The organism is Neorhizobium sp. BT27B (assembly GCF_050455485.1).
Lineage (GTDB): Bacteria > Pseudomonadota > Alphaproteobacteria > Rhizobiales > Rhizobiaceae > Neorhizobium.
The window spans coordinates 50,835-77,417 of the sequence record NZ_JBCIYT010000004.1; the positions used below are offsets into that span (position 1 = coordinate 50,835).

23 protein-coding genes and 1 riboswitch are annotated in these 26,583 nt (G+C 60.0%); of the genes, 5 read left to right on the forward strand and 18 right to left on the reverse strand.

What is annotated here, in order from left to right:
* Positions 1-591 precede the first annotated feature (591 nt).
* On the forward strand, positions 592-4,503 hold the full coding sequence (locus AAIH70_RS12030) for a hypothetical protein (protein ID WP_132275637.1): 3,912 nt from the start codon (positions 592-594) through the stop codon (positions 4,501-4,503).
* 93 nt (positions 4,504-4,596) lie between these two features.
* Here AAIH70_RS12030 and AAIH70_RS12035 read toward each other — a convergent pair whose 3' ends face one another.
* The 5 genes from AAIH70_RS12035 to AAIH70_RS12055 all read right to left on the reverse strand — a co-directional run bounded on the left by AAIH70_RS12035 (position 4,597) and on the right by AAIH70_RS12055 (position 9,282).
* Positions 4,597-5,049 carry a pseudoazurin gene (locus AAIH70_RS12035; protein WP_132275634.1) on the reverse strand — a complete coding sequence of 151 codons (453 nt, stop codon included), beginning with the start codon at positions 5,047-5,049 and terminating at the stop codon, positions 4,597-4,599.
* Positions 5,046-5,846: an ABC transporter ATP-binding protein gene (locus AAIH70_RS12040; RefSeq protein ID WP_132275631.1), complete on the reverse strand. Its 801-nt coding sequence runs from the start codon at positions 5,844-5,846 to the stop codon at positions 5,046-5,048. The genes AAIH70_RS12035 and AAIH70_RS12040 overlap by 4 nt, the downstream gene beginning before the upstream one ends.
* Positions 5,843-6,871, reverse strand: coding sequence for a FecCD family ABC transporter permease (locus AAIH70_RS12045; protein ID WP_132275628.1), 1,029 nt, complete (start codon positions 6,869-6,871; stop codon positions 5,843-5,845). Before AAIH70_RS12045 ends, AAIH70_RS12040 begins: the two co-directional genes overlap by 4 nt.
* Before the next feature lie 11 nt (positions 6,872-6,882).
* Positions 6,883-7,911 carry an ABC transporter substrate-binding protein gene (locus tag AAIH70_RS12050; protein ID WP_132275626.1) on the reverse strand — a complete coding sequence of 343 codons (1,029 nt, stop codon included), beginning with the start codon at positions 7,909-7,911 and terminating at the stop codon, positions 6,883-6,885.
* 164 nt (positions 7,912-8,075) lie between these two features.
* A riboswitch (cobalamin riboswitch) is annotated at positions 8,076-8,306 on the reverse strand.
* Positions 8,307-8,391: 85 nt separating this feature from the next.
* Complete coding sequence (locus AAIH70_RS12055) at positions 8,392-9,282, reverse strand: GntR family transcriptional regulator (RefSeq protein ID WP_132275623.1); 891 nt, start codon at positions 9,280-9,282, stop codon at positions 8,392-8,394.
* Between the two features lie 230 nt (positions 9,283-9,512).
* On the opposite strand from AAIH70_RS12055, the gene AAIH70_RS12060 reads away from it, so the two are divergent.
* From AAIH70_RS12060 to AAIH70_RS12070, 3 genes are read left to right on the forward strand one after another with little or no spacing between them, the layout of a single operon-like run.
* Positions 9,513-10,631 (forward strand): mannitol dehydrogenase family protein, encoded by a 1,119-nt coding sequence (locus AAIH70_RS12060; protein WP_132275620.1) that lies wholly within the window; start codon positions 9,513-9,515, stop codon positions 10,629-10,631.
* On the forward strand, positions 10,628-11,638 hold the full coding sequence (locus tag AAIH70_RS12065) for a zinc-binding alcohol dehydrogenase family protein (protein WP_132275617.1): 1,011 nt from the start codon (positions 10,628-10,630) through the stop codon (positions 11,636-11,638). The genes AAIH70_RS12060 and AAIH70_RS12065 overlap by 4 nt, the downstream gene beginning before the upstream one ends.
* 13 nt (positions 11,639-11,651) lie before the next feature.
* Positions 11,652-13,178 carry a UxaA family hydrolase gene (locus AAIH70_RS12070; protein ID WP_132275927.1) on the forward strand — a complete coding sequence of 509 codons (1,527 nt, stop codon included), beginning with the start codon at positions 11,652-11,654 and terminating at the stop codon, positions 13,176-13,178.
* Between the two features lie 44 nt (positions 13,179-13,222).
* Here AAIH70_RS12070 and AAIH70_RS12075 read toward each other — a convergent pair whose 3' ends face one another.
* From AAIH70_RS12075 to AAIH70_RS12130, 12 genes are all read right to left on the reverse strand, one after another.
* Positions 13,223-13,627 (reverse strand): type II toxin-antitoxin system VapC family toxin, encoded by a 405-nt coding sequence (locus AAIH70_RS12075; RefSeq protein WP_132275615.1) that lies wholly within the window; start codon positions 13,625-13,627, stop codon positions 13,223-13,225.
* A complete protein-coding gene (locus AAIH70_RS12080) occupies positions 13,627-13,872 on the reverse strand; it encodes a type II toxin-antitoxin system VapB family antitoxin (RefSeq protein WP_132275925.1) in 246 nt (81 codons plus the stop codon). Before AAIH70_RS12080 ends, AAIH70_RS12075 begins: the two co-directional genes overlap by 1 nt.
* 67 nt (positions 13,873-13,939) lie before the next feature.
* Positions 13,940-15,106, reverse strand: coding sequence for a fumarylacetoacetate hydrolase family protein (locus AAIH70_RS12085; RefSeq protein ID WP_430034241.1), 1,167 nt, complete (start codon positions 15,104-15,106; stop codon positions 13,940-13,942).
* A gap of 10 nt (positions 15,107-15,116) precedes the next feature.
* Positions 15,117-16,406 (reverse strand): L-fuconate dehydratase, encoded by a 1,290-nt coding sequence (locus AAIH70_RS12090; RefSeq protein ID WP_132275609.1) that lies wholly within the window; start codon positions 16,404-16,406, stop codon positions 15,117-15,119.
* Positions 16,407-16,445: 39 nt separating this feature from the next.
* The gene (locus AAIH70_RS12095; protein WP_132275606.1) at positions 16,446-17,291 is read right to left on the reverse strand and encodes a fumarylacetoacetate hydrolase family protein; all 846 of its coding nucleotides are present in this window, start codon (positions 17,289-17,291) and stop codon (positions 16,446-16,448) included.
* A gap of 48 nt (positions 17,292-17,339) precedes the next feature.
* Positions 17,340-18,074 carry an SDR family oxidoreductase gene (locus AAIH70_RS12100; protein ID WP_132275603.1) on the reverse strand — a complete coding sequence of 245 codons (735 nt, stop codon included), beginning with the start codon at positions 18,072-18,074 and terminating at the stop codon, positions 17,340-17,342.
* A gap of 13 nt (positions 18,075-18,087) precedes the next feature.
* Positions 18,088-18,417, reverse strand: coding sequence for an L-rhamnose mutarotase (locus AAIH70_RS12105; protein WP_132275600.1), 330 nt, complete (start codon positions 18,415-18,417; stop codon positions 18,088-18,090).
* 11 nt (positions 18,418-18,428) lie between these two features.
* Positions 18,429-19,241: an amidohydrolase family protein gene (locus tag AAIH70_RS12110; protein ID WP_132275597.1), complete on the reverse strand. Its 813-nt coding sequence runs from the start codon at positions 19,239-19,241 to the stop codon at positions 18,429-18,431.
* Positions 19,242-19,245: 4 nt separating this feature from the next.
* Positions 19,246-20,253, reverse strand: coding sequence for an aldo/keto reductase (locus AAIH70_RS12115; protein WP_430034244.1), 1,008 nt, complete (start codon positions 20,251-20,253; stop codon positions 19,246-19,248).
* Between the two features lie 65 nt (positions 20,254-20,318).
* A complete protein-coding gene (locus AAIH70_RS12120) occupies positions 20,319-21,263 on the reverse strand; it encodes an ABC transporter substrate-binding protein (RefSeq protein WP_132275592.1) in 945 nt (314 codons plus the stop codon).
* A 109-nt stretch (positions 21,264-21,372) separates the two neighbouring features.
* Positions 21,373-22,422, reverse strand: a complete 1,050-nt coding sequence (locus AAIH70_RS12125) for an ABC transporter permease (RefSeq protein ID WP_132275589.1) — start codon at positions 22,420-22,422, stop codon at positions 21,373-21,375.
* Between the two features lie 8 nt (positions 22,423-22,430).
* Positions 22,431-23,972, reverse strand: a complete 1,542-nt coding sequence (locus AAIH70_RS12130; protein WP_430034247.1) for a sugar ABC transporter ATP-binding protein — start codon at positions 23,970-23,972, stop codon at positions 22,431-22,433.
* Positions 23,973-24,136: 164 nt separating this feature from the next.
* Here AAIH70_RS12130 and AAIH70_RS12135 point away from each other — a divergent pair, with 164 nt between their 5' ends.
* Positions 24,137-24,808, forward strand: a complete 672-nt coding sequence (locus AAIH70_RS12135; protein WP_132275586.1) for a FadR/GntR family transcriptional regulator — start codon at positions 24,137-24,139, stop codon at positions 24,806-24,808.
* Positions 24,809-24,812: 4 nt separating this feature from the next.
* Here the strand turns inward: AAIH70_RS12135 and AAIH70_RS12140 are convergent, their stop codons facing one another.
* Positions 24,813-26,498: an ABC transporter permease gene (locus tag AAIH70_RS12140; RefSeq protein WP_132275921.1), complete on the reverse strand. Its 1,686-nt coding sequence runs from the start codon at positions 26,496-26,498 to the stop codon at positions 24,813-24,815.
* Between the last annotated feature and the right edge of the window lie 85 nt (positions 26,499-26,583).

The following is a 26,583-nucleotide window of genomic DNA, read 5'->3' on the forward strand; positions in this document are numbered from 1 at the left end:
TTAATGCTTACTAAGATACCCGGCATGGATAGCGGGATAGCCCATTGGTATATTGATAAAATCCGTTAAAAATCGCTTCAGACACGTCTAACTTGGTTAATATCGGGCGGATGGAGAACACATTCGGCCATCCTTGGCACCGATAGCATAACAAATTCATGTTTTTAGCTGTCATGATCAGTCATGAAACACAACATCATCGTCGCCCATGACGAATAATCACTTTTTCTTTTAATCCAAAATTAATTGAGGGCCAATATCTTCAGAATCACCGGCTGAACTGTGTGAACAAACAATATGCCGGAAAAGAATTCAAACCCTATTGTTTGGTGGGATTCTTTTGCATGAACGCGACTGGAACAGGTGTCCAACACGCCTGAACATGATGTCCTTCCAGCGCCTCGGCTCGGGCGAGCCATGTTTCAATCTACTTCCGTCCGCCAGAAACTTCGCAACGCAATGCATCGACACCAAGCAGAATGCAGATACGCGGGCACGGCTGCCTGTGTCTTTCGCATTTTACTGCCGTCACTATCGATGTTTCTGTTTCGGTAAAGTTCAACGTCGAAGAAACAAGTATAGGCCCGCAAAATGACATCGATTATCTCTTCCTTTTCGACGGCTCAGATCCAGAAGCTGTCGACTGCGACCATCGCCACCCTCAAAGAAGATGATGTGAAAGCGCTGACCGAAGCGCAGGTGAAGGTTTTGAGCTCGGCTCAGATCGGCGCCATCAGTGCTGACCACGTCGATGTATTGAGCGACGAACAGTTGAAGGCGATTTCGGCCAAGTCGATTGTCGGCCTCAAGGCAGAACAGATTGCTGCCATCGACGACAGCAAGATTGCCCTCTTCTCGACGGCACAGATCGCTGCGCTATCGTCTACGCAGATGAGCGCATTGAGCGAAGATCAGGTCACCGCGCTCGACGCCACACAGATCGCATCGCTTAGCGCAGCCCAGATCAGCGGCCTCAGCGCGGGCGACATTGGAAAATTCACGGCTGACGAAATCGGCGCCATCAGCGCCAAGGCCATATCGGGCCTCGCAACAGACGCAGTCGCCGCGCTCGGCGACGATGATCTGGCTGCTCTCAAGCCGGCACAGATTGCCAGCTTCAGCCTCAACCAGGTCAAGGCGCTGACGGCCGCCCAGTTTGAAAAGCTCACTGGCGACGGCCAGGTGGCAGCACTGACGTCATCGCAGGTTTCGGTACTGAGCAACGAACAGCTCGCCAAGATTGATGTCACCAAGATCAGTGCCAAGGCCATCACCGGCCTGACCGCCGGTCAGCTGACGGGAATGACCGACACAGAGACAAAGAAGTTCGAACCAACGCAGATCGGTCTGCTTAACGCAAAGCAGCTAGGCGGGTTCGCCAGCGGCGACCTGACCGAAGCACAGATTTCTGCCGTCAGCGCAAAGGCGATTTCCGGCCTCGGCACCGACGTTCTGGCTGCCATCGACAAGACCAAGGTTGCAACCGTTCTGTCGACCGCCCAGGTCGCAGCGCTTGGTGCAAACCAGGTCAAGGCCCTGACGGCCGACCAGATCGACGAACTCTCCGCTGACCAGGTTGGCGTTCTGGGTTCGACCCAGGTTGCCGCCATGACCACCGCGCAGATCGAAAAGCTCGATGTTGCCAAGCTGTCGGCAAAGGCCGTCCCTGGGCTGACCTCGGCGCAGATCGGCGCGATGAGCGACACGCAGACCAAGAGCCTCGTCGACACGCAGCTTGGTGCCCTGACAGCCAAGCAGGTTGCCGGCTTTGCCGCAGGCGACATCGACTCTGCAAACATTTCCAAGATCAGCACCAAAGCAGTCTCCGGCTTGTCCGCAGAATTCATTGCCGGCATCACTGCTGCCGATATCCCCACGGCCCTGTCGACCGGCCAGGTTGCAGCTCTGGGTACCAACCAGATCAAGGCTCTGACTGCGGCACAGGCTGAAAAGCTGTCTGCAGAACAGATCGGCGCGCTCTCCGCCACACAGGTCGGCGCTCTGAGCAACGAACAGCTCGCCAAGATTGATGTCACCAAGATCAGTGCCAAGGCCATTACCGGCCTGACCGCCGGTCAGCTGACGGGAATGACCGACACAGAGACAAAGAAGTTCGAACCAACACAGATCGGCCTGCTTAACGCAAAGCAGCTGGGCGGGTTCGCCAGCGGCGACCTGACCGAAGCACAGATTTCTGCCGTCAGCGCAAAGGCGATTTCCGGCCTCGGCACCGACGTTCTGGCGGCCATCGACAAGACCAAGGTTGCAACCGTTCTGTCGACCGCCCAGGTCGCCGCGCTTGGTGCAAACCAGGTCAAGGCCCTGACAGCCGACCAGATTGACGAACTCTCCGCTGACCAGGTTGGCGTTCTGGGTTCGACCCAGGTTGCCGCCATGACCACCGCGCAGATCGAAAAGCTTGACGTTGCCAAGCTGTCGGCAAAGGCCGTCTCCGGCCTGACCTCGACGCAGATCGGCGCGATGAGCGACACGCAGACCAAGAGCCTCGTTGACGCGCAGCTTGGTGCCCTGACAGCCAAGCAGGTTGCCGGCTTCGTAACGGGTGATCTGGACGCTGCAAACATTGCCAAGATCAGCACCAAGGCTGTCTCCGGCCTGACCGCAGAATTTATTGCCGGTATCGCCGCTGCCAGCATCCCGACCGCCCTGACGGACGGTCAGGTCGCAGCTCTGGGTGCAAACCAGATCAAGGCCCTGACAGACGCGCAGGCAGAAAAGCTCACCACAGGTCAGATCGGCGCGCTCTCTGCCACACAGCTCGGCGCATTCAGCGAAGCCGCGCTCGCCAAGATCGACGTTACCGCACTTTCCGCAAAGGCTGTCGCAGGCCTCAGCAAGGCGCAGGTCGGCGCACTGTCCGACGATCAGGTCGAAGACCTGACCGCAGGCCAGATCGCCTCCTTGTCCGCAGACCAGCTGTCCGGCTTCACAGGTGCCGACATCGGAAAGTTTGCCGATGACGAGATCACCGCGATCAGCGCCAAGGCGATTTCCGGCCTGTCGCTCGAAGCGGTCGCCGCTCTCGACGATGGTCAGATTGCAGCACTCCAGCCGGCTCAGATCACCGCAATGAGTGCCAAGCAGATCGGTAGCCTCACTGCTGACCAGTTCAGCAAGCTTGGCGACACCCAGATTGCCGCAATCGATGCCAAGGCGATTTCCAGCATCCTCCCTGCTGCGATCACCGCGCTGACCGACACCCAGCTGGGCGCCCTCAAGCCGGCCCAGATCACCGCATTGAGCAACGCACAGATCGATGGCCTGTCGGACACACAGATCGGCAAGCTTACCGAAACACAGCTGGGCGCCCTGTCCTCCACCCAGGTGGCCGGCCTGAGCGATGCTCAGCTCGCCAAGGTCGATCTGACCAAGCTCTCGACCAAGGCCATTCCCGGCCTGACGGCGGAGCAGTTCGGCAATATGGGTGCAACCCAGCTCGCCACGCTCACCGATACGCTGATGGGTTCCTTGACCAGCAAGCAGATCGGCGCCTTTGCAGACGGTGACCTGACTGAAGCCCAGATCTCCAAGATCAGCGCCAAGGAAATCACCGGCCTGTCCACCGACATCATCTCCAAGATCGCTGCCGACGACATTGATGATGCCTTCACGGCCGCTCAGGTCTCGGCGCTGAGCACAAACCAGATCAAGAGCCTGACAGACGCGCAGATCGAAAAACTGAGCGACACACAGCTTGCGGCACTGACCTCCACGCAGGTGGCGGTACTTTCCGACGAGCAGGTTGCCAAGCTTTCCGTCCAGAAGCTGAGCACCAAGGCCACGGCTGGCTTGACGACGGCACAGATCTCCGCGCTGTCCGAAACGCAGACAAAGGCCATCACCACCGCGCAGATCGCCACGCTGACGGCAAAACAGCTCGGTGGCTTCCAGACCGCTGCGGAGCTGACTGACGACCAGATCGGCGCGATCAGCACCAAGGCAATTTCCGGCCTTTCCGATACGGTCGTCGGCGGTTTGGGCACCACTCAGATTGCAAAGCTTTCGGCTGGTCAGGTTGCCGCACTCAGCACCAACCAGGTCAAGAGCCTCAGCACTGCCTCCATCAAGGCCTTGGACGACACTCAGCTTGGCGCCCTCACGGCCAACCAGGTTGGCGCATTGAGCAACGACCAGATCAAGGAGCTCGACACCGGCGATATCGCCAAGCTCAGCAACAAGGCCGTGGTTGGCCTGACCGCCGACCAGATTGCCAACATGACGCTGACCCAGGTGGCAGAGCTGACGACCGGTCAGATCGGCGTATTGTCCACCGCCCAGATTGCCGGACTGGCAACCGATGCCATCAAGCAGTTCACGGCAGACGAAATCGCCGCGATCAACACGAAGGCTATTGGCGGTCTGTCCGTGGAGGACATCGCAAGCCTCGGCAAGACACGCCTTGGTGAGCTTACGGAAAAGCAGCTTGCGGCAATGGACAACAAGCAGGTCGAAGCCGTCATCGCTGCCTACCAGGTAGCCTGATCCGAGATGAAGACAAGATCGGCCGCATACAGGCGGCCGGTCATTGCAGACAGAGAAAGGGCGGCCCTTTGCGAGGTGCCGCCCTTTTGCATTTCACTGAGCAGGCGTTTTTTCCGCCTGCGAAAACAATCCATCCATGCGCGGCTTGGCGCGGGCCGGTAGCGAGATCAACTTGTAGCTTTCCGGAAGCTTTGCCTCCCCCACCTTGATCAGCATGACCATGCCCATGCCCAGATGCGGTGAGCATTTGATCCCGTAAAAGCCGGGCTTGTCGAAACCGGTCTCGAACTGGTCGTTGATACGGCTTTTGAAACCTTCCGCACCTTCCGGGATCATGCCATCGATCGTCGCGGCATTGTGGCTCTTGTGGGTGGGAACGAACACGACCCGATCACCGGGCTTGATTTCCAGATAATCCGGCTCGAATACCATCGGGCCTTTTTCGCCCCGGTTCAGCATCTTGACTTCGAAAGTCTCGGCCATCGCATTGCCGGAGAAAACCGCCAGTGCCAGCGAGGCGAGGATGGGTCTGAGAACTTTCATCATGTAAAATCGTCCTTCGTGGGAGAAATTCGTCTTCTGCCGCCGGCGCGAAACCGCACATGGCAGATACCGTCTTCATCGGGGGAAACCGAGGCATCCACGCCGAAGACAGAACTGATGGTGGCGGCTGTCAGGACATCATGCGGCTTGCCGATCGCCGTCAGCCGACCATTGTCCATGATCGCGATCCGATCGCAGAACATGGCAGCGTGGTTGAGGTCATGCAGGGCCGCCACGACCGTCAGATCCTGTCGGCGCACGAGGTCGAGCAGATCGATCTGGTGGCCGATATCGAGATGGTTGGTTGGCTCGTCAAGCAGCAGCACACGCGGTTCCTGTGCGAGTGCGCGGCCGATATGAAGCCGCTGCCGTTCTCCGCCGGAAAGGTGATGCCACTGGCGATCGGCCTTGTCGGCCATATCGACATTGTCGAGCGCGGCATCGACGATCGTGTCATCCTCGACCGACCAACCGGACAGCGGCCCGAGATAGGGCGTGCGCCCCAGCTCAACCGCCTGACGGGCGGTGATGCGCTCCGCCGTTTCCGCCTGCTGTTCGACAAAGGCTAGCTTTTGGGCGACCTCCCGGCTGCCGATGGAGCGCATGGGCATATCACCCAGCATGACCTGACCGGACAGTGGTTTGCGAATGCCGGCCAACATCGACAGCAACGTGCTTTTTCCAGAACCATTGGGGCCGATGATCCCGAGAAATTCCCCTGACGCGACCTCGAAGGAGACATCGCGGACGATCTCCAGACGGCCGGCGGACCAGCAGAGATTTTGCGCGGACAGCTTCATGGCCGCGCCCTCTTCTGCCCGAGGATGAAGGCGAAGGCCGGCGCGCCGAACAATGCGGTGATGACACCGATCGGCAGAACCTGACCGGAAATGATGGTGCGCGACAGTATGTCGGCGACAATCATGAAAATAGCGCCGACCAGAGCCGTGACCGGCAACAGCCGACCATGCCGGACGCCGACGATCAGCCGAGCCGCATGCGGGATGACCAGACCGATAAAGCCGATCGAGCCGACCAGCGACACCATCGCTGCCGTCATCGCCGCCGCCGTACAGATCAGCACGACCTGCACCCGGCGCACCCGGATGCCGAGCGAGGCGGCGGCCTGATTGCCGAAGGCGAAGGCATCGAGCGCGCGGACATGCCAGAGGCAGATCAGCAGGCCAATGATGGTGACCGGCAGCGCCAGACCGACATCCGGCCAGCGCACGCCGGACAGGTTGCCGAGCAGCCAGAACATGATGCCGCGCGCCTGTTCCGCCGTCGCCGACTTGGTGACGACGAAGGAGGTGATTGCGTTGAACATCTGCGAGCCGGCGACACCGGCGAGAATGATGGCATTGCTGCCGCTGCCGGCGCGCACGGCCAGAAGGCTGACGAGCAGGAAGGCGGCGAGAGCGCCCGCAAGCGCGCCCATCGGCATGGTCAGCATGCCGGCCCCGAAACCGAGAAGGGCAACGGCGACAGCACCGGTGGAGGCACCGGCCGAAATACCGAGGATGTAGGGGTCTGCCAACGGATTGCGCAAAAGCGACTGCAGCACCGCACCGGCCAGCGCCAGCGACGCGCCGCAACAGGCGGCAACGACGGCGCGGCTGAGGCGATAGCTCCAGACGATGCCTTCATCGAGAGGCTCAAGCGGATAACCCGCACCGAGCATCCGATTGGCAACCGTTTTCACCACCACATCGAAGGGAATGGAGGTTTCGCCGATCGCCGCACCGGCAATCAGCGCCACCAGAAGAAGAACGAGCGCCGCAACTGCGGCGCCTGTCCCTCCAAGTTTTGCTGGAATGCGTTTCACTGCGATCGGCTTTATTTGGCCAGACCGGCAGAGGCGACCGCATCAGCCAGCACTTCCAGACCTTCGATCGTGCGAATGGTCGGGTTCATGGCCTGCGCATCCATTTCAACCACATGGCCTTGCTTGAAGGCCGGCATCAGGCTGGCAACCGGGTCTTCCCTCAGGAACGCGTGCTTGACGGCAACATCATCGGCCGGGAAACGACGGCGATCCATCTTGCCGGCAACGATGATGGTCGGGTTGGCCTTGGCGATGGTTTCCCAGCCGACGGTTGGCCATTCCTCATCGCTTTCGATGACATTCTTGATGCCGAGCGCCGACATGATGTAGCCCGGCGCGCCATGACGGCCGGCAACGTAAGGATCGATATCGAGTTCGGCGCTGGAGAACCAGAAGACAGCCGAAAGCTTGCCATCCGCCGACGCGATCTTTTTGCGCGCGGCGTCCTCACGTTTTTTCAGGTCGGCTACAACTTCCTCACCACGATCCTGAACATTGTAGATGACCGCCAGATCGCGGATTTCCTGATAGATCAGCTCCATCGAAAAGACGCCGGTGCGCACGCCATCGCCACCACCGGAATTGTCCTTGCCAACACAATCGGCCGGCGATGTGTAAACCGGCACGCCGAGTTCGGCGAACTGTGCCGGGGTACCAACCACACCTTCCGGGCCGATCTGCCACTGGAACTGGGTGGTAACTAGATCAGGTTTCTTGCCGATCACTGCTTCAAAGCTCGGATCATTATCGGCAAGGCGCTCGACCTTGGCATTGACCTCTTCAAAACCCTTCAGCACCGGGCTGACCCAGAGCGCAGTACCGACCACCTTGTCGGAGAGACCGAGCAGATAAAGAACTTCCGTGACACTCTGGCCAACCGAAACGGTTTTCGAGGGCGCCTGCTTGAATGTCAGCTCAAGGCCGCAATTCTTGATCGTCAATGGATATTGCGTTTCGGCAGCAGACACGGTGGTGGCCAATGACAATGAAGCGGCAGCCAAAAGGCCAGCGCTCAACGCCCGGCGCGTAAAATGAAACATGGTCTCTCCTTGAAGGGTGTGATCGATGGGAAGCGGCAAGGCGTGTCACAGCACCTGCCGGCAGACAGCCGACATCGACGGATGAGGGATAAAGACCATGGAGTGCGCATAAGCGCTCGGAAGCATCATAACGTGGTCCTCTTCCGGGCATCCCCGCCCGTAACGATAGCTCTGTCCTGACGGCAGGTCTCCTGGCTCACGAACATGACGTCCACCTGCCTTCCCATGCCGATCACGACACAGTGGCCAGATACCCTTCGGGCATCTCGAGGATGGACGGTGATCCGCTTACAGTTGCGGGGGCAGCCACGGCATTGGTCCGGTCAAGGTCCGCACCGTGTTCCCTATTAATCCCATTGCTTTTGGCGTTGGAAACCGTCGACGCTGACTTAGCTGGCAGATGCGCCCGCCGTCAATGCCAATAGTGTATGTTATGTAATATCATTACAGTCAAGTTGTATACTGAGGATTTCCATACCATCAGCCGGGATTGATGGAAGCCAGCATAGTTGAACGGGCCGTGTGCAGATGCAGGCGGCAGCTTTCGCGCGCCTGGGAAAGGTCCCCACTCCGCAATCCCTCGATATAGGCCAGATGCTCCCCCAGAGCCCGATGATTGCGGGCGCTCTCGTCCTTTTTGTTCCACTGGTAGTGATAGTGAAAAATCACCGACATCACGCCCTGGATATTGCCGAGAAACCGGTTGGGAACGACGCTGTCGACCAGCTTGTGAAACCGGTGATCGAGATCGGAAAACTCGCGATTGCGGCGCTCGAAATCGTCGAGCAGGGCGTGATGTTCATCCGCGAGCAGAGACAAATCGCCCCAGAGCGGATCATCCTTCGGCAGCGCCACAAATCGATCGACAGCCCGGAACTCGATCAATTCGCGCATATCGAACAGTTCCGCGACGAAATCGACGGTCAGGCCAAGCGTGCGCCAGCGGCCGTTGCTCTGTCGTTCCAACAGGCCGAAATGGCTGAATTTTCCGAGGCAATCGCGAATGGCCGATGTCGACACGCCGAACTGCCGGGCAAGATCAAGACCATTGATCGTATGGCCGGGGCTGCAATCGGGCCCGACCAGCCATGCCATGAACTTGCGCTCCACCATGTCGGCCAGCGGCTCCAGATCGGCATCGGCAATGTAGTCGTTACGCTTCGGCAGGCGCAACAGCTGCTTGGCACGCCCGTCTATGGTGATGATGCCGCGCATGGCGAGCGCCGCCAGCACCGCACGCACAGTCGTCCGACTGATGCCAAGTGTCGCAGCCATGGCCGGCTCCGATGGCAGCGCGGCCTCCACCTGTGTGGCGGCCAGCATGTCGAGGGCCTGATTATAGCTGCGTTTGAAGAGGGCGTTGGTTTTCATGACCGGAAAAGGGCGCCTTGAAATGACACTTGGCAGAAGCTGTTTTTTATAACTGCTCTTTTTATATAAAAAACAAATTGCCTGCAAGGCGATTGTCTTTTATCCCAAAAGAACAGTTTACTGCATGTTACGGGAGAGGAAGACATGCCACGCGAATTGCGATGCTGCGCGCTCGTCACGCCTCGACTGGTCATCATTTCAAAGAATTACCAAATCAGGGCGGAGCGTCCATGACGGGCATCATTTTACAATTCGGCACCAGCCGTTTTCTCCAGGCGCATGCGGATTTTTTCCTGCATGAGGCAAAACAGGCAGGACAGCATGTTCTGCCGGTGGTTATCGTGCAGACATCGGGCTCTGCCGAGCGCGCCGGGCGGCTGGCCGCTTTCACGGACCCTGCCGGTTTTCCGGTCATCATTCGCGGGCTGGAAGACGGACACGCTGTCGAACGCACCGTTGCGGTCAAAAGCGTCGAACGCGGCCTGTCCGTTGCCGGCAATTGGGCTGAGGTCGTCAATCTGTTCTGCGAACAGGCGGAATTCATCCTCTCCAATACCGGCGATTCCGGTTACGACATATCGGCGGAGGCAACAGGCACCGAACTGGACGTCCTGTCACCGCGCCCATCATTCCCCGGCAAACTCGCCCAGCTTCTGCACGCGCGCTTCGGCAGAACAGCAAAGCCGATCATCATTCTCCCTTGCGAACTGATCAACGGCAATGGCCCCGTGCTGAAGGGCATCATCCGCGATCTCGTGCAAAAGAGCGGCGCGGATGCCGCGTTCCTCGCATGGCTGGAAGAGAAGGTGGTTTTCGCGAATACGCTGGTGGACCGCATCGTCTCCGAGCCGATCGAACCGGTCGGCGCCGTCGCAGAACCATACGCATTGTGGGCGATCGAACGCAGCCCCGGCCTCAACCTGCCCTGCACGCATCCGTCGATCGTGCTGACCGACAAGCTCGAGCCCTTCGAACGCCTGAAACTGCACATTCTCAACCTTGGCCACACCACGCTCGCCGACATCTGGTTGAAGGAAGGTCGTCCGAAGGGCGAGACGGTGAAGGCAATCCTCGCCGACCCTGCCGTGCGTGCGCGGCTGGATGCGGTCTATCGCGACGAGGTCGTTCCCGGCTTTGCGGCGCGCGGCATGGGCGAGGAAGCCAAGGCCTATGTCGAAACGACGATGGGGCGCTTCCTCAACCCCTATCTCGAACACCGCATCGCCGACATTGCCGGCAATCATGAACTGAAGATCGAGCGACGGATAAAAGCCTTTCTCGACTGGGCCGGCACGCCTGCCCCGACACTCGAAGCCATCGTCCATACCACCGACAGGAAAACCGCATGAAGGCACTCGTCTGCGATGAACCCGGCCGCCTCTCGATCGTCTCGCGCCCGCAACCGGTGCGTGGCGACAACGAGATCAAGGTCCGCATTCGCCATGTCGGCATTTGCGGCACCGACTTTCACATCTTTGCCGGCAAACATCCTTTTCTCGAATATCCTCGGGTCATGGGCCATGAACTGTCGGGAACGGTTGAGGAGGCGCCGGCGAATAGCAGACTGAAGGCCGGCGATCCGGTCTATATCGTGCCCTATCTTTCCTGCGGTACCTGCAAGGCCTGCCGCAAGGGCCTGTCCAATGCCTGCTGCAACATTCAGGTTCTGGGCGTGCACAAGGATGGCGGCATGGCGGAATATCTCTGCGTGCCCGAGCAGAATGTCATCCCTACAGGCAATATTCCGCTCGAAGACGCGGCGATGATCGAGTTTCTGGCGATCGGCGCCCATGGCGTCAAACGCGGCATGATCACCTCGGAAGATCGCGTGCTGGTGACCGGTTCCGGCCCAATCGGTATGTCGGCCATCATCTTTGCCAAGGCACGCGGCGCGCATGTGACGGTGATGGATACGCGCGAGGACAGGCTGAAATTCGCCGTTGACCAGCTCGGGGCGGATGAAACAATCTTCGCCGACGAAAACGCCGAAGCAGAGGCCGAACGCCAGACCGGCGGCGAATGGTATGACGTGGTGATCGACGCCACCGGCAATGCCGTGCCGATGCAGCGCGGCTTCGGTTTTCTCGCCCATGGCGCTCGTTACGTTCTTCTGTCCGTCGTGCGTCAGGACATCACCTTTTCCGATCCGGAATTCCACAAGCGCGAGGCAACCCTGATTGCCAGCCGCAACGCCCAGCCGGACGATTTCGCCGAAGTGGTGCGGCAGATCGAGGCCGGCAAGGTGCCGACCCGCGCACTCAATACCCATCGCGGACGCCTTGAGGATGGCGCCACGCTTCTCGCCGAATGGTCGAAGCCGGAAGCCGGCGTGATCAAGGCGATTCTGGAGGTTTGACATGACTGTGAACATGACCACGAAAAAGACGCTGCGCCTCAACCCGCAGGACAATGTGGTGGTAGCGACCGCCGACCTGCCCACCGGGACGCCGATCGAAGGCGATGTCGTGGCTATCGCTCGTGTGCCGCGCAGCCACAAGGTGGCAACGCGCCCGATCGCCAAGGGTGAGCCGATCCGCAAATTCGGTCAGATCATCGGCTTTGCCTCGACGGACATCATGCCCGGCGCATGGGTGCACGAAAAGAACGTCACCATGGGCGAGGATTTCGAGCGCGATTATGCTTTCGCCGCCGAAGCCAAACCAAAGGAGACGTTGCTGCCCGGCGAAGCACCGGCATTCTTCAACGGTTTCCGCCGCGCCGACGGCCGCGCCGGCACGCGCAATTTTATCGGCATTCTGTCTTCCGTGAACTGTTCGGCCACGGCGGTGGATTACATCGCCGAAGAGATCAACCGCTCCGGCATTCTGAACGATTACCCGGATATCGACGGCATCGTGGCACTGCCGCATAGCCAGGGCTGCGGCATGGCCGGCAAGGGCGAGGCGTTCGACGTGCTGTCGCGCACGCAATGGGGTTACGCCAGCCATCCGAATTTTGCGGCAGCGCTCTTGGTCGGCCTCGGCTGCGAAGTGTTTCAGATCCCGCGCATGAAGGAAACCTACGGGATTGCCGAGGGCGAGCACTTTCAGTCTCTGACCATTCAGGAAACCGGCGGCACCCGCAAGGCGGTCGAGGCAGGGGTTGCGCGGATCAAGGAAATGCTGCCTTTCGTCGCCCGCTCGAAGCGCGAGCCGATCTCGGCCTCCGAACTGTCGTTGGCGCTGCAATGCGGCGGCTCCGACGGTTATTCCGGCCTGACCGCCAATCCCGCGCTCGGTGTCGCTGCCGACATGCTGGTGCGGCAGGGCGGCACGGCGATCCTTTCCGAAACACCGGAAATCTATGGCGCCGAACACCTGCTGACCCGCCGCGCCGAAAGCGTCGAGGTCGGCCAGAAGATCGTTGACCTGATCGCCTGGTGGGACGAATACACGACCCGCAATGGCGGCGAGATGAACAACAACCCCTCCCCCGGCAACAAGGCGGGTGGACTCACCACCATTCTGGAGAAATCACTCGGCGCCGTCGCCAAGGGCGGCAATTCCACGCTCAGAGGCGTCTATCGCTACGCCGAGCGCATCGACCGCAAGGGATTTGTCTATATGGACACACCCGGCTACGACCCGGTGGCGGCGACAGGGCAGGTGGCAGGCGGCGCCAACATTCTCTGTTTCACCACAGGCCGTGGCTCCGCTTATGGCGGCAAGCCGGTGCCGTCAATCAAGCTCGCCACCAATAACGAGCTTTACGCCCGCATGACCGAGGACATGGACATCAATTGCGGCGACGTCATCGATGGTGTGAGCCTCGAAGACAAGGGCCGCGAGATTTTTGAGGTCATCCTCGACGTTGCGTCGGGCAAGAAGTCGAAATCGGAACTGCTGGGTTATGGACGGCACGAATTCGTGCCGTGGCAGATCGGCGCGGTGATGTAATTGCGGATGGGCCGTCGTGTTTGGGCGGCCCTACGGCTCACAAGTCACGGTACGGTTTCTAGATCTGTCTGCCGAAATTCATTATGGGTGGCGAGTATCGGCACCTGATAGTGGGCGGCGCAGGCATAATGCAGGCAATCACCAAGGTTAAGCCGGTTCGGGCCGCGTCCGAATTTGTCTGCTGCCATCAGCACCAGGCTCGATGCCGTTCTCGCTGGTGGCAGATCACACAGGTCAATTCCCCGCTCCTTGAGAAAAGCCATCAAAAACGGCTCCACTTGCGAAACGGGTTGGTTGAATTTATCAGGCCGCGCCAATGCCAATGCAGCTTCCAGGACAGCAACGACCGATGTAATCGGCGCTTTCGCGACGCTCAACGCATTCGAAATACGTTCGGCTTCCTGCTCATTCGATGCAATAGCAATGATGGCGCAGGCATCGACATACATCAGCCTTCATCCCACATGCTATCGAATACGGATTTCGGCAGAGGCTTCTTGGCCTGCTCAGAAAGTGTGATACCGAATTTTTCACGCAGACGTGCCGCGGTTTCAATTGGCGTCTCGATCTTGCGACGCCGTTCGATCGCCTCCTTCATGGCGATCACGATGGCGTCGGTGATGCTCACATCCGCCATCTTCGCGAACTCGCGTGTCAATGCGTCTGCTTCGCGATTGTTGACGTTTATAGGCAAAGCTGCCTCCATGTAGACGAACCACAAGATCAATGTAGATCCTGTCGCCTCCATTGGCAATTGCCGCCTACAAAAGCCCCCTTCCCGCCAGATCGCGCATCAGCGCGCCAACCCCAAACGTCCAGGGCGGGCAGTCGGCGCAGCGTGCCATGCGGTTGACCAGACGGCCCAGTTCCGGCGCGCTGATTTCTACCCGATCCCCCACTTCATGGGTAAAGCCCTGACCGGGGCCGCGACGATCCTTGACCGGCGCGAACATCGTGCCGAGGAACAGCACCGCGCCATCGGGATATTGGTGATTGGGATTGAGCAATTGCCCGGCCAGATCGGCGGGATCTCGGCTGATGGCGTTCATGCGGCTGACGCCGTCCATCACAAAACCGTCCTCGCCGGTCACTTTCAGCGACACTTCCAGATTGCGCACCGTATCCAGCGTAAACGTGTCATCGAATAGGCGGATGAACGGGCCGATCGAGCAGGAGGCATTGTTATCCTTGGCCTTGCCGAGCAGCAGAGCCGAACGGCCTTCGATATCGCGAAGGTTGACGTCATTGCCGAGTGTCGCGCCGACGATCTGCCCATCGGAACGGATGGCCAGCACCACTTCCGGTTCCGGGTTGTTCCATTCCGACTTGGGGTGCAGGCCAGCGAGCGCGCCAGACCCGACCGAAGACATCGGCTGTGCCTTGGTAAAGATCTCCGCATCCGGGCCAATACCGACTTCGAGATATTGCGACCACAGTTTCATCTCGGTCAGCAGCGCCTTCACTTCCCCAGCTTCCTTAGAACCCGGAACCAAGCCGGTGAGCTTTTCGCCGAGCACCGGCGCAAGCCGCGCACGAACATTCGCCGCTTCGGCCGGATTGCCGCGCGTAAACTCTTCGATCACCCGTTCCAGCATCGAACCGGCAAAGGTGACGCCGGCAGCCTTGACCGCCTGCAGATCGACCGGCGCCAGAAGCGCACCGAGGCTGCCATCGAGAAATTTCTCGAGCGGGCCGATGGCTGGACCGGCTTCGTTGACCAGACGCGCGGCAATACCGTCGATTTCAAGAAGCGCGCTGGAGGTCGAGGCGATTGCGGAAATGTCGTGCAACTGGCCACCGCGATACAGCACAGGCAACGGGCCGCCAGCTGCATTCGACCAGACTCGGCCGATCAGGATCGCCTTGTCGGCGTCGCCCGGCAGAATGGTTTCAGCGGAAAGTGTCAGAGCCAGAATATCGTTCGTCATCATCAATTCCTCACGCAGCCTTCGGACGGCCAAATGTATAATCGGCAATCGATTGCGGTTTCATTTCGATCGAAAAACCGGGCTTCGACGGCGGCATGTAAGCCGCATCCTTGATGACGCAGGGATCGACAAAATGTTCGTGCAGATGGTCGACATATTCGATCACTCTGCCCTCCTTTGTGCCGGATACCGCAATGTAATCGATCATCGACAGGTGCTGCACATATTCGCAAAGCCCCACGCCACCGGCATGTGGCCATACCGCTTTGTCGAATTTCGCGGCGATCAGTAGTACGGCCAGAACCTCGTTCAGGCCACCCATGCGGCAGGCATCGATCTGCACGATATCGATCGCACCTTCGGCGATAAACTGCTTGAACATGATGCGGTTCTGGCACATTTCGCCGGTCGCCACCTTGACCGGTGTTATCGCCTCGCGAATTTTCTTGTGGCCGGCAACATCATCCGGGCTGGTCGGCTCCTCGATGAAGAAGGGTTTGGCGAAGGCCAGCGCCTTCACCCAGTCGATCGCCTGATCGACATCCCAGACCTGATTGGCGTCGATCATCATGTAACGGTCGGGACCGATCACTTCGCGGCAGATGGTCAGGCGGCGGATATCGTCTTCGAGGTCGCGTCCCACCTTCATCTTCACATGGTTGAAACCGGCATCGACCGCTTCCTGCGCCAGTCGCCGCAGCTTGTCGTCCGGATACCCCAGCCAGCCGGCCGAGGTCGTGTAGCAGGCGTAACCTTCCTTCTCTAGGATCGAGATCCGCTCTGCCTTGCCGGCCTCGGCCTTGCGCAGGATGTCGATCGCCTCATCGCGGGTCAGCGCATCGGTGAGATACCGGTAATCGACGATATCGGCGATTTCCTCCGGTGACATGGTGGACACGAGTTTCCACACCGGCATGCCCGCTTCCTTGGCGAGCGCATCCCAGAGCGCGTTGACGACGGCGCCTGTGGCAAGGTGCATCGCACCCTTGTCCGGGCCGATCCAGCGCAGCTGGCTGTCACCCGTCAGGTGCCGCCAGAATTTGCCCGGCGCGGCGCGCATTTCGGCCAGATCCTTGCCGACAACGAGATGCCGCATGGCTTCGATCGCCATGCAGCAGATGTCGTTGCCTCGACCGATCGTAAACGTCAGGCCGTGGCCGGAAATGCCTTCGCGATCGGTTTCGAGAATGACATAGGCCGCCGAATAATCCGGATCCGGGTTCATGGCGTCGGACCCGTCCAGACTTTGCGAGGTCGGGAAACGCAGGTCGAAAACACGAAGATTGGTGATACGGGTCATGAGGCGGCCTCGTCTGTCAGAATGGAAGGTTATGTTGGTTTAGCGGTCGGCGACAAAAGTCTGCTTCTGTGTGCCGAGGCCTTCGATGCCGAGTTCGACGACATCACCGTCCTTCAGGTAACGCGGCGGCTTCAGGCCCATGCCGACGCCGGGAGGTGTGCCGGTGGAGATCACATCGCCCGGATGCAGCGACATGAACTGCGACAGATAGGAGACGAGGAAAGCCACGCCATAAACCATGGTCTTCGACGAACCGTCCTGCTGCTGCTGGCCATTCACCTTCAGCCACATGGCAAGGTTTTGCGGGTCAGGGATCTCATCCTTGGTGACCAGCCACGGGCCCATCGGGCCAAACGTGTCGCAGGATTTTCCCTTGGTCCACTGGCCGGAACGCTCCGTCTGGAAGGCGCGCTCGGAGACGTCGTTGGTGACGCAATAACCGGCGACATAATCCAGTGCTTCGGCCTCTGTCACATATTTCGCAGTCTTGCCGATGACGACGGCGAGTTCGACTTCCCAGTCGGTCTTTTCCGAACCGCGCGGGATCAGAACATTGTCATTGGGGCCGACGATGGCGGAAGACGCCTTCATGAAGATGATCGGTTCCGGCGGCACGGTCGCACCGGTCTCGGCGGCGTGGTCGGAATAGTTCAGGCCGATGCAGATGAATTTGCCGGTGCCGGCAACGCAGGGGCCAAGGCGCGGATCACCGTCCACCAGCGGCAGGCTTTTCACATCGATCGCGCCAAGCTTTGCCAGCGCATCAGGCGCAAGGGCTGCACCGGAAAGATCTGAAACATGGGCGGAAAGATCACGGATCTTGCCGTCGGCATCGAGAATGGCCGGCTTTTCGGCACCGGGTGCGCCGTAACGGAGAAACTTCATGTCAGTATCCTTTCATTGCATATTTCAAAATCGGCAGGTGCCAGAAAATCAGATCCCCCAGCCGCCGTCGATACCGACGGCCTGACCGGTCGTGTAGGTCGCACCGGCCAGATAGACGGCAAGGTCGGCAATCTCTTCCGGCGTGCCAAGGCGGCCCATCGGCTGGCGGGCGATGAAGGCGGCGCGGGCTTCGTCGTAATTCCCTTGAGCGCGCATGCGCCCTTCCAGCGACGGGCTTTCCACCGTACCCGGGCAAATGGCATTGCAGCGGATGCCCTGCGCCACGTAATCGGCGGCAACGGATTTGGTGAGCCCGATGACGGCAGCCTTGGTGATGCCGTAGGCCGCGCGGTTCGGCACGCCTTTGGAGCTGGAAGCGATCGAGGCCATGTTGATGATCGTGCCGTCACCACGTTCCAGCATGCCGGGCAGCACCGCCTTGATGGTGCGCACCATGGCGCGGACATTGAGATTGAAGGCGAAATCGAGATCGCTATCCGGCATGTCCAGAACCGAACCGGCATGCACGAAACCGGCGCAATTAAAGAGCACGTCGACGGCGCCTATGCGATCGAAGAAAGCCGTCACAGCGGCATTGTCGAGCACGTCGAGACGCGCGGCCTGGATATTGGCTTCACCATCAAGCGTGGAGAGCGCGGCGTCATTAATGTCGGTCGCCCAGACTTTTGCACCAGCCGCGGCGAAGGCAAGCGCGCTGGCGCGGCCGATACCCTGCCCGGCAGCGGTAACGACAATCGTCTTGCCCTGAATGTTCCCGGTCATTTCATCATCCTTATCAATCGAGGTGGAAAACGTTTTCCATCATGGCCCACCATTCGCCCTCTTTCCGGGTTTCGAACGGTTTCTGGCAGGGAATACAGAACGACCACCATTCCCGGTTCTTTTCGCTCGCTGCCATTTTCGCCATGTCGGCTTCAAAATCGGTGCCGTGATACTCCCAGTAGCCGAACAGAAGATTTTCCGGCTCTTTCAGAAAAATCGTGTAGTTCTTGATGTTGCAGCTCGAAATCAGCGCCAGGATTTCCGGCCACACAGTGGCGTGCAATTCCTTGTAGGTCTCGACCTTGCCCGGCTGCACGCCGATGACCATTCCCATTCTCTGCATTCGCAAAATCCTCACAGGCGATAGAGACGGCGGGCATTGCCGCCGAAAACGGCTTCGTGGTCGGCGGTCGGCACGATATCGCGGCATTGTGCGATCCATGCGCCATAGCTGCCGGCGAGATTGATCACCGGCCAGTCGCTGCCCCAGATCACCCGCTCGGGCCCGAACAGGTCCAGAATGGTCTCGATATAGGGCCGCAGCGCGCGCGGATCCTGATCGCCGGCCTCGGTCAAAAGACCGGAAAGCTTGCAGGCGACGTTATCGAGTTCGGCAAGCCGCAACATGGCATGGCGCCAATCGGTAAAATGTCCGCTGGCGATACGCGGCTTGGCGCCGTGATCGATAATGATCGGCAGGCTGGGATGGCGGCGGGCAAAAGCATGCAAAGCCGGCAGATGCGGTTCCAGCACCAGTGCATCGAACACAAGCTGATGCGCGATCATCGCATCGACCGCCGGTTCCAGTGCCGCGTCATCGATCCAGTTCTCGTCGCAGATATCCTGCAGCATTGGCCGCAGGCCCTTGAGCTTCTTTGCCTTGGCGAGGTCTGCAATCATATCAGGCGCATCGGCCGCCTTCAGATCGGCCCAGCCGACAACACCGAGAATGATGTCGCTGACATCAGCCAGACCAAGCATGAAGCGGGTATCGGCCACGCTTGGCAGCGATTGCACCAGAACCGTGCCGGTCACGCCGGCAGCCTTGATCTCCGGTGCCAGGTCGGCGGGCAGGAAATCACGATAGATCGCTTCGAGATCCGGTGGAGGCCAGCCGCCACCGCGATCCTTCAAAAGCCAAAAATGCTGGTGGGCATCGATGACCATGGCGTCACTTGTCCCCGATCGGAGCATCACCCGAGATCACGCCCTTTTCCTTGAGGCGCGTCCAGAAGGATGCCGGAATATCCTGTTCGAACCAGCCGACATTGGCTTTCATCTGCTCGCCATTGCGCGCACCTGAAACGACCGTGACGACGGCCGGATGCAGCGTCGGAAAGGCCAGCGCCGCCGCCTGCATGGAAACACCTTCTGCTTCGCAGGCCGCTTCGATCTCGTTCACGCGAGCGAGAATGTCGGCAGGCGCCTCGGCGTAATTGAATTTCTTGTTGCCAGCGAGCAGACCGGAATTGAAGGCGCCCGCGACAACGATGCCCACCCCTTCGCGGTGGCAACGGTCGAGCAGGGTCAGACTATCCTGTTCCAGCAGCGTGTAGCGGCCGGCCAGCATCGAAACGTCGATGTCGAATTCATCCATGGCGTCGGAAACCGCCTGCCACTCATTGACGCCGAGACCTACGGCCTTGATCAGACCACTCGAACGCAACTCGCCCAGCGCCTTGAAACCGCCCCCCTTGGTCAGCTGGTCCCAATAATGCTGGTGACGATCACCATGCGTGGCGCGGCCGATATCGTGGACGTAGAGAATATCGGGCGCGAAGATACCTAGGCGCTGACGGCTCGCCTCGAAAGACCGCATGATCGCATCATAGCTGTAATCATAGGTCGGGCGAAAAGGCAGCGGCGCCACATAGGCATCCTCTTCCGCACCCACAGTCTCATCCGGCACCATGATGCGGCCGACCTTGGTGCTGAGCAGATATTTCTGGCGTTCATGATCAGTCAACATGGTGCCGAGCCGGCGTTCCGAACGGGTGTAGCCATAAAACGGTGCCGTATCGAAATAACGGATGCCCGCCTCCCAGGCCGCATCGAAGGCGGAGAGCGATTCCGCATAGCTGGTCAGCCGGTAGAGATTGCCCATCTGGGCGCAGCCGAGACCCATCACGGTGAACGAGACATCGCGGTTGCGCAGCCTGCGCCTGTCGGAAACTTTCATACTCTCAAATCCTGATCGCTTTGAATAAGACGCGCGGACAAAGGCCCGCGCGTCAAAAGTCTGGCTCAGTAAAGAACGTTCTTGGCTTCCGGCTTGTCGATATTGTCCTTGGTCACGACAACGACGCCGGTATCGATGGTCTTTTCGACCTTCTGCTTGTCGAGAAGCTGCAGCAGGGCTGCGACGCCCTTGTCGCCCATCTGGTAGGAACCCTGCACGACGGTGGCATGCAGCGTGCCGTCCTTGACGAATTCCTGAAGGTCCTGATTGCCGTCGAAGCCGATGGCGACGATCTTGCCCGCCTTGCCGGCCTGCTTGATGGCGCGGCCCATGCCGATCGCGGTCGGCTCGTTGGCGCCAAAAATGCCCTTGAGGTCGCTGTTGGCAGCCAGCACGTCGGTGGTCTGGTTCAGCGCCGTCGCCATCTGCGACTGCGAATAATACGGGCCGACGATTTCGAGCTTGGAGTTTTTCTTGATGTAATCGGTAAAGCCACCGACGCGGCCGATTTCGGAGCCCGCACCGGCGACATAGGACATGACGGCGATCTTGCCGGTCGTGCCAACCTTGTCGATCATCGCCTGCGCGGCCAGTTCGCCGGCCTTGCGGTTGTCCGTGGCCAGGAACGACTGGTAATATTTGTCGGCACCGTCAGCGAGCTGGCTGTCGATGATGACGACCGGAATGCGGGCTTCCCAGGCCTTCTTAACGGCCGGCACCAGCGCATCCGGATCGGACGGGGCAAGCAGAATGGCGCCGACCTTACGGTTGACGGCGTTTTCCACCATGTTGACCTCATCGGCGATGGCGGATTCCGCCGCCGGGCCCTGGAAGGTCATGGTGTGTTTGCCCTTGGCGGTGGCAATCGCCGCATCCGCGCCCTTCTGGACGTTCTGCCAGAAGGTGGAATTGACGGTTTTCACGATGACGGCGATTTCCGCCGCCGAAGCGCCGGTTGCGCCGGCCAGGGCGATGGCCGAGGCCATCAGGGCGATCGTCAGTTTACGCATGTCTTATCCTCCTCGATAAGCCGGCCCTGCCGGGGCCGTGGCGGGGGAAGGCTCCTCTCCTTCCCTTGGCATGCACGTCCAGGAAAGCGGCCAAGCCGCTCCCGTCTCTTCAGCGGCGGTTGCGCAACTGGTCGATCCACACGGTGACCAGAATGACGAGGCCGATGATGATCTGCTGGGTGAAGGCGGAAACGCCGTTCATATTGAGGCCGTTGCGCAGGATGCCGATGACGAAGGCACCGATGATCGTGCCGGAAATCGTACCGACCCCGCCAATCAGCGAGGTGCCGCCGATGACGGCGCTGGCAATGGCATCGAGTTCGTAAGCCACGCCCTCATTCGGCTGGGCTGTGACAAGGCGCGACATCAGCACGCAACCGGTGAGACCAGCCAGCGTGCCGGAAACCACATAGGTGAAGGCCGTGACGCGCGAAACGTTGACGCCGGACAGCCGCGCGGCATCGGCATTCGAGCCGATCGCATATATGTAACGACCGAGCACGGTGCGGTTCAGCACAAAAGCCGCGATGACACCGATGACGATCATCAGCACGACCGGATAGGGAATGCCGGGGAAAGTGACGACGGGGAAACCGAGTTCATCAATGCTCTCGATGCGAAACAGCGAGCCATTGCCGAGTTCGCCAAAACTTTCGCCGAGACCGGACACGGCGCGTGCGCCGGTAATCTGCAAGGCGACGCCGCGCGCGATCAGCATCATGCCCAAGGTCGCGATGAAGGGCGGCAGTTTCAGCTGCGTGACGATGAGGCCGTTGATCAGCCCGCAGGCCGAGCCGGTGAGGATGCCGCACAGCATGCCGATCCAGATCGGCATTTGCAGTTCCTTCACCACCAACGCCGCGACGACCCCGGCCAAGGCCAGAACCGAACCGACCGACAGATCGATACCGCCGGTGATGATGACGTAGGTTGCGCCAATGCCGAGAAGCGCGATGGACGTCACCTGCAGGGCAATCGTCATGCCGTTGCCGACAGACATGAAGGCGCTGCTGGTGGCCGAAAAGATCACCGCCAGGACGACCAGACTGCCGAGTGCCGCAAACTTCTGAATGATATCCTTTTGCCGGTCACTGAGACGTCGGCCCTGCGGCGGCTGGGCGGGCTGCGGCGCCGGCTTTTCATTGGTAATATCGGCCATGACGCCCCCTATTCCGCATGCCGGCCGCTGCCGGACGCGTAATGCATGATTTCTTCCTGATTGGTGTCGCGCGTATTCAGCGTGGCGGTGATGCGCCCACCGTGGAACACCGCGACGCGATCCGACATGCCCAGCACTTCCGGCAATTCCGAGCTGATCAGCACGATGCCGATGCCGTTTGCCGCAAGCTCGTCCATGATCTGGTAGATCGCGAATTTCGCGCCGACATCGATGCCGCGCGTCGGCTCGTCGAAAAACATGATGCGCGGCTCGCGAAATAGCCACTTGCCGATGATGATCTTCTGCTGGTTGCCGCCGGAAAGCAGCCGCACCGGCTGGCTGAGGCTCGGTGTGCGGATATTCAGGAGATCGACATAACGCTGGCTTGCCTCGCGATGTTTTCTGCGATCGATGACGCCCGCCGAATTGCTGACCGCCTGCATGCGCGCCATCACCAGATTGGCATCGACCGGCATTTTCACCGCCAGCCCCTGCGCCTTGCGGTCTTCCGAAAGGTAGGCGATGCCGGCTTCAATGGCGCTGCGCGGATCGGTGATTTTGAGCGTATCGCCATCGAGTGTGATCGTTCCCGCATCCAGAGGATCGGCGCCAAAAATGGCCCGCGCCACCTCCGTACGACCTGCCCCCATCAGCCCGGCAAACCCTAAAATTTCGCCGCGGCGGATCTCGAAATTCACGTCGGAAAAAACACCGGCGCGCGTCAGAGCCGAAACGGAGAAAATGACATCCGTGCCCGGCACACGCGTTGGCTCGGGAAACTTGTCCTCCAGCGAACGACCGACCATGCGGGCCACGATGTCGTCGATGCTGAGATCGGCGAAATCATCGGTGGAGATATAGCGGCCGTCGCGCAGAACCGTGACGCGATCGACGATCTCCGCCATCTCGTCGAGACGGTGCGAAATATAGATGATGCCGGTGCCCTGGGCTTTCAGGTCGCGAATGACCTTGAACAGCAGCTGCGCTTCCTGCTCGGTCAGCGAAGACGTCGGTTCGTCCATGATCAGCACGGTCGCATCCAGCGACAGTGCCTTGGCGATCTCGACCATCTGGCATTGCGCGACCGAGAGCGTGCGCACTTGCACATTCGGATCGATATCGACACCGAGGCGATCGAGGCAGCGTTTTGCATCGGCAAACAGTTTTCGGCGATCGACCAGCCAGCCACGACGCGGTTCGCGGGCGAGATAGATGTTTTCCGCCACCGTCAGATGCGGGACGAGATTGAGTTCCTGATGAATGATGGCAATGCCGGCGGCTTCCGACTGCAAGGTCGTGGCAAACTGCACCCGCTCGCCCTTGTAGGTGACCGATCCGCCATTCGGCTGGTAGACACCGCTGATGATCTTCATCAGCGTCGATTTGCCGGCGCCGTTTTCGCCGCAGACCGCATGCACCTCACCGGCGCGCAGATCGAAGCTTACGCCGGACAGCGCCTTCACGCCCGGAAATTCCTTCGAGACATTATCGAGCTTCAGCACGACCGGCCGCGCATCGACATTGCCTGCCGTTGCCGGCATTCCTCCCATCGCGATCTCCTCCTCGCGCAAAAGCCTCCCGAGCTTTCGATGGGCAAACTAGGCCGCGAAATTAATATTGGTCAAGCCAATTATTCTCCGCTGACTTGCATTTTCTCAATTTTGGCCATCTATTCAATTTCAGAATGCAATATGGATCGATTGGCCTGACCACGATGACGGATGCACGTCGCCTTTACCAGCAGATCGCCGATCAGGTGCGACAACTGATCGTCAATGGCCAATACCCGCCCGGTTCCCGTCTGCCGGCGGAGCGTGATCTGGCCCAACAACTGGGTGTTTCGCGCCCATCCCTGCGCGAAGCACTGATCGCGCTGGAAATCGACGGCACGATCGAGATTCGCATGGGGTCGGGAATTTATGTGCTGAACGCGGCGAGGCCAGCGGTTACCGGCCGTTCGCTTGGAGAAAGTCCGACGGAATTGATGCAGGCACGCGCCGTCATCGAAAGCGCGGTAATTGTTCAGGCAACCGCCGCCATGCCAACCGAAACGCTGGCCACGCTTCGGGATATTCTTGTCGCCATGCGCTCGGAGATCGACGAGGGTCGCAAGCCGCTGGAGCAGGATCGCCAGTTTCACCTGATCATTGCGGAAAGCGCCGGCAATTCGGTTCTTTCGGAAATCGTCGCCAGCCTGTTCGACGAGAGGCATAGCCCGATGTCGGATCACATGCGTGGCCGCTTCGAGACGCCGGAAACCTGGCAATTTGCCTTAAGCGAACACGAGGCCATTCTGGCAGCACTCGAGGCGAAAAATCCGCTGGCGGCGCAGGCGGCCATGCATGCACACCTGACGGCCTCCGGCCGCCGATGGGTGGAGAACTGACGGCTCAGCCTGCGTCAGGCCGGGTGCTGCCCACCCGCGACAACAGCAAAACCGGAAGGATGGCGATGGCGACGATGGCAAGGGCAGCGATGGCAGCTTCCTCATAAGTGCCGCGTGCCGCCTCGCCATATAGATGCGTGGCAAATGTTTCGACATTGAGGGGCCGCAAAAGCAGTGTTGCCGGCAGTTCCTTGACGCAATCGACGAAGACCAGAAGAGCCGCCGCCGAAATCGCCGTTTTCGATAATGGCAGATGCACATGCCGGAACGTGCCGGAGACCGATTGCCCGAGCGTGCGCGACGCATGATCGAGCGACATCGGGATGCGCGACAGACCCGCTTCGATGCCGCCGGCGGATATCGCCAGAAACCGCACCGTCAGCGCATAAACGACGGCAGCACCCGAGCCCATGAACAGCAGGCCGGTGGAAACACCGAACCAGTCGAGCGCGGTGCGATCGATGAACCGATCGAGACCGGCCAGCACGATCAGCACGCCGATGGCGACAACAGTGCCGGGCGCGGCATAACCCATGCTCGACAGTCGCAGCAGCGCGGCGGATTTCTTGCCGGGTCGAATGCGCGCCGCATAGGCAACGACAAGACCGAGAAGAATGGTGACAACCGTCGCCACCGTGGCAATGACGATTGTGTTGACCGCCTCATCGAGAATGCGCGGTGACAGGCCGGCAAAACGATAGCGTTTCCAGGCTTCCGTGGTGAGATAGATGGCGGGCGCGACAAACCCCAGAAGAACGGGAACAAGGCCGATGCCCAGAAACAGCAGACCCGGCAAGGGCGCGATCTTCTGAGGCGAAAACCCGCGGCTGCGGCGGGCATCGGTGGCATATCGCTGTTTTCGTCGCGCCCAACGTTCGATGCCGACAAGCGCCACCACGATCAAAAGCAGGGCCAGTGCGATCTGCGAGGCGCCCGGCAGATCGGTGCGCGTGATCCATGTCGTGTAGATCGATACCGTCATGGTGCGCACGCCGAGAAATTCGGCGGCACCGACATCGTTGAGCGTTTCCATCAGCGCCAGCGCCACGCCGATGGCGACAGCCGGACGCGCCAGCGGCAGCGCCACCCGCCAGAACACGGCGCGACGGGACACACCGAGCGTGCGGGCGGCATCGATGAGGTTGCCGGACTGGGTGAGAAACATCGCCCGCGTCGGGATGTAGACGTAAGGATAAAGCACGAAACCGAGCAGCAGGATGCAGCCGGTCATCGAGCGGATATCGGGCAGGCGGAATTGTCTGGGGCTTTCATAACCCAGTACCCAGCGGATCGCCCCCTGCACCGAACCGATCGGATGCAGGATATCGAGATAGGCATAGGCGATGATATAAGTCGGCACCGCAAGCGGCAGCAAAAGTGCCCATTCCAGCAGCCGCCGGCCGGGAAATTCATAGGCCGTCACCAGCCAGGCCGTCGTTGTGCCGATCACAGCCGTCACGATCCCGACCCCGGCAAGCAGGATCACCGTATCGACCATCGCCACGGGCAGGATGGTGGAAAAAAGATGCGCCCAAAGCCCGGACGAACCTTTCAGCGCCTCCAGCGCCAGCCCGAGGATAGGCAGCGTGACGATCAGCGCTGCAATGACGGAAAACAGCAACCAGTTTCTGCCGGAACGAGCACCGCGCTTCGCATTTAACGACGTGGCAAACGGTTGGTTGGAGTGCATCACAATGCTCACTGGAGACCGCCCATCACACGACGACGAGTTCAACGACGTCATCCTCGGGCTTGTCCCGAGGATCTGCTGAGTC

Excerpts from the sequence above, each read along its gene's own strand:
- AAIH70_RS12030 (WP_132275637.1), top strand. The coding sequence starts at position 592 with ATGACATCGATTATCTCTTCCTTTTCGACGGCTCAGATCCAGAAGCTG.
- AAIH70_RS12035 (WP_132275634.1), bottom strand. The coding sequence starts at position 5,049 with ATGATGAAAGTTCTCAGACCCATCCTCGCCTCGCTGGCACTGGCGGTT.
- AAIH70_RS12040 (WP_132275631.1), bottom strand. The coding sequence starts at position 5,846 with ATGAAGCTGTCCGCGCAAAATCTCTGCTGGTCCGCCGGCCGTCTGGAG.
- AAIH70_RS12050 (WP_132275626.1), bottom strand. The coding sequence starts at position 7,911 with ATGTTTCATTTTACGCGCCGGGCGTTGAGCGCTGGCCTTTTGGCTGCC.
- AAIH70_RS12055 (WP_132275623.1), bottom strand. The coding sequence starts at position 9,282 with ATGAAAACCAACGCCCTCTTCAAACGCAGCTATAATCAGGCCCTCGAC.
- AAIH70_RS12060 (WP_132275620.1), top strand. The coding sequence starts at position 9,513 with ATGACGGGCATCATTTTACAATTCGGCACCAGCCGTTTTCTCCAGGCG.
- AAIH70_RS12065 (WP_132275617.1), top strand. The coding sequence starts at position 10,628 with ATGAAGGCACTCGTCTGCGATGAACCCGGCCGCCTCTCGATCGTCTCG.
- AAIH70_RS12070 (WP_132275927.1), top strand. The coding sequence starts at position 11,652 with ATGACCACGAAAAAGACGCTGCGCCTCAACCCGCAGGACAATGTGGTG.
- AAIH70_RS12075 (WP_132275615.1), bottom strand. The coding sequence starts at position 13,627 with ATGTATGTCGATGCCTGCGCCATCATTGCTATTGCATCGAATGAGCAG.
- AAIH70_RS12085 (WP_430034241.1), bottom strand. The coding sequence starts at position 15,106 with ATGACGAACGATATTCTGGCTCTGACACTTTCCGCTGAAACCATTCTG.
- AAIH70_RS12090 (WP_132275609.1), bottom strand. The coding sequence starts at position 16,406 with ATGACCCGTATCACCAATCTTCGTGTTTTCGACCTGCGTTTCCCGACC.
- AAIH70_RS12095 (WP_132275606.1), bottom strand. The coding sequence starts at position 17,291 with ATGAAGTTTCTCCGTTACGGCGCACCCGGTGCCGAAAAGCCGGCCATT.
- AAIH70_RS12100 (WP_132275603.1), bottom strand. The coding sequence starts at position 18,074 with ATGACCGGGAACATTCAGGGCAAGACGATTGTCGTTACCGCTGCCGGG.
- AAIH70_RS12105 (WP_132275600.1), bottom strand. The coding sequence starts at position 18,417 with ATGCAGAGAATGGGAATGGTCATCGGCGTGCAGCCGGGCAAGGTCGAG.
- AAIH70_RS12110 (WP_132275597.1), bottom strand. The coding sequence starts at position 19,241 with ATGGTCATCGATGCCCACCAGCATTTTTGGCTTTTGAAGGATCGCGGT.
- AAIH70_RS12115 (WP_430034244.1), bottom strand. The coding sequence starts at position 20,253 with ATGAAAGTTTCCGACAGGCGCAGGCTGCGCAACCGCGATGTCTCGTTC.
- AAIH70_RS12120 (WP_132275592.1), bottom strand. The coding sequence starts at position 21,263 with ATGCGTAAACTGACGATCGCCCTGATGGCCTCGGCCATCGCCCTGGCC.
- AAIH70_RS12125 (WP_132275589.1), bottom strand. The coding sequence starts at position 22,422 with ATGGCCGATATTACCAATGAAAAGCCGGCGCCGCAGCCCGCCCAGCCG.
- AAIH70_RS12130 (WP_430034247.1), bottom strand. The coding sequence starts at position 23,972 with ATGGGAGGAATGCCGGCAACGGCAGGCAATGTCGATGCGCGGCCGGTC.
- AAIH70_RS12135 (WP_132275586.1), top strand. The coding sequence starts at position 24,137 with ATGACGGATGCACGTCGCCTTTACCAGCAGATCGCCGATCAGGTGCGA.
- AAIH70_RS12140 (WP_132275921.1), bottom strand. The coding sequence starts at position 26,498 with ATGCACTCCAACCAACCGTTTGCCACGTCGTTAAATGCGAAGCGCGGT.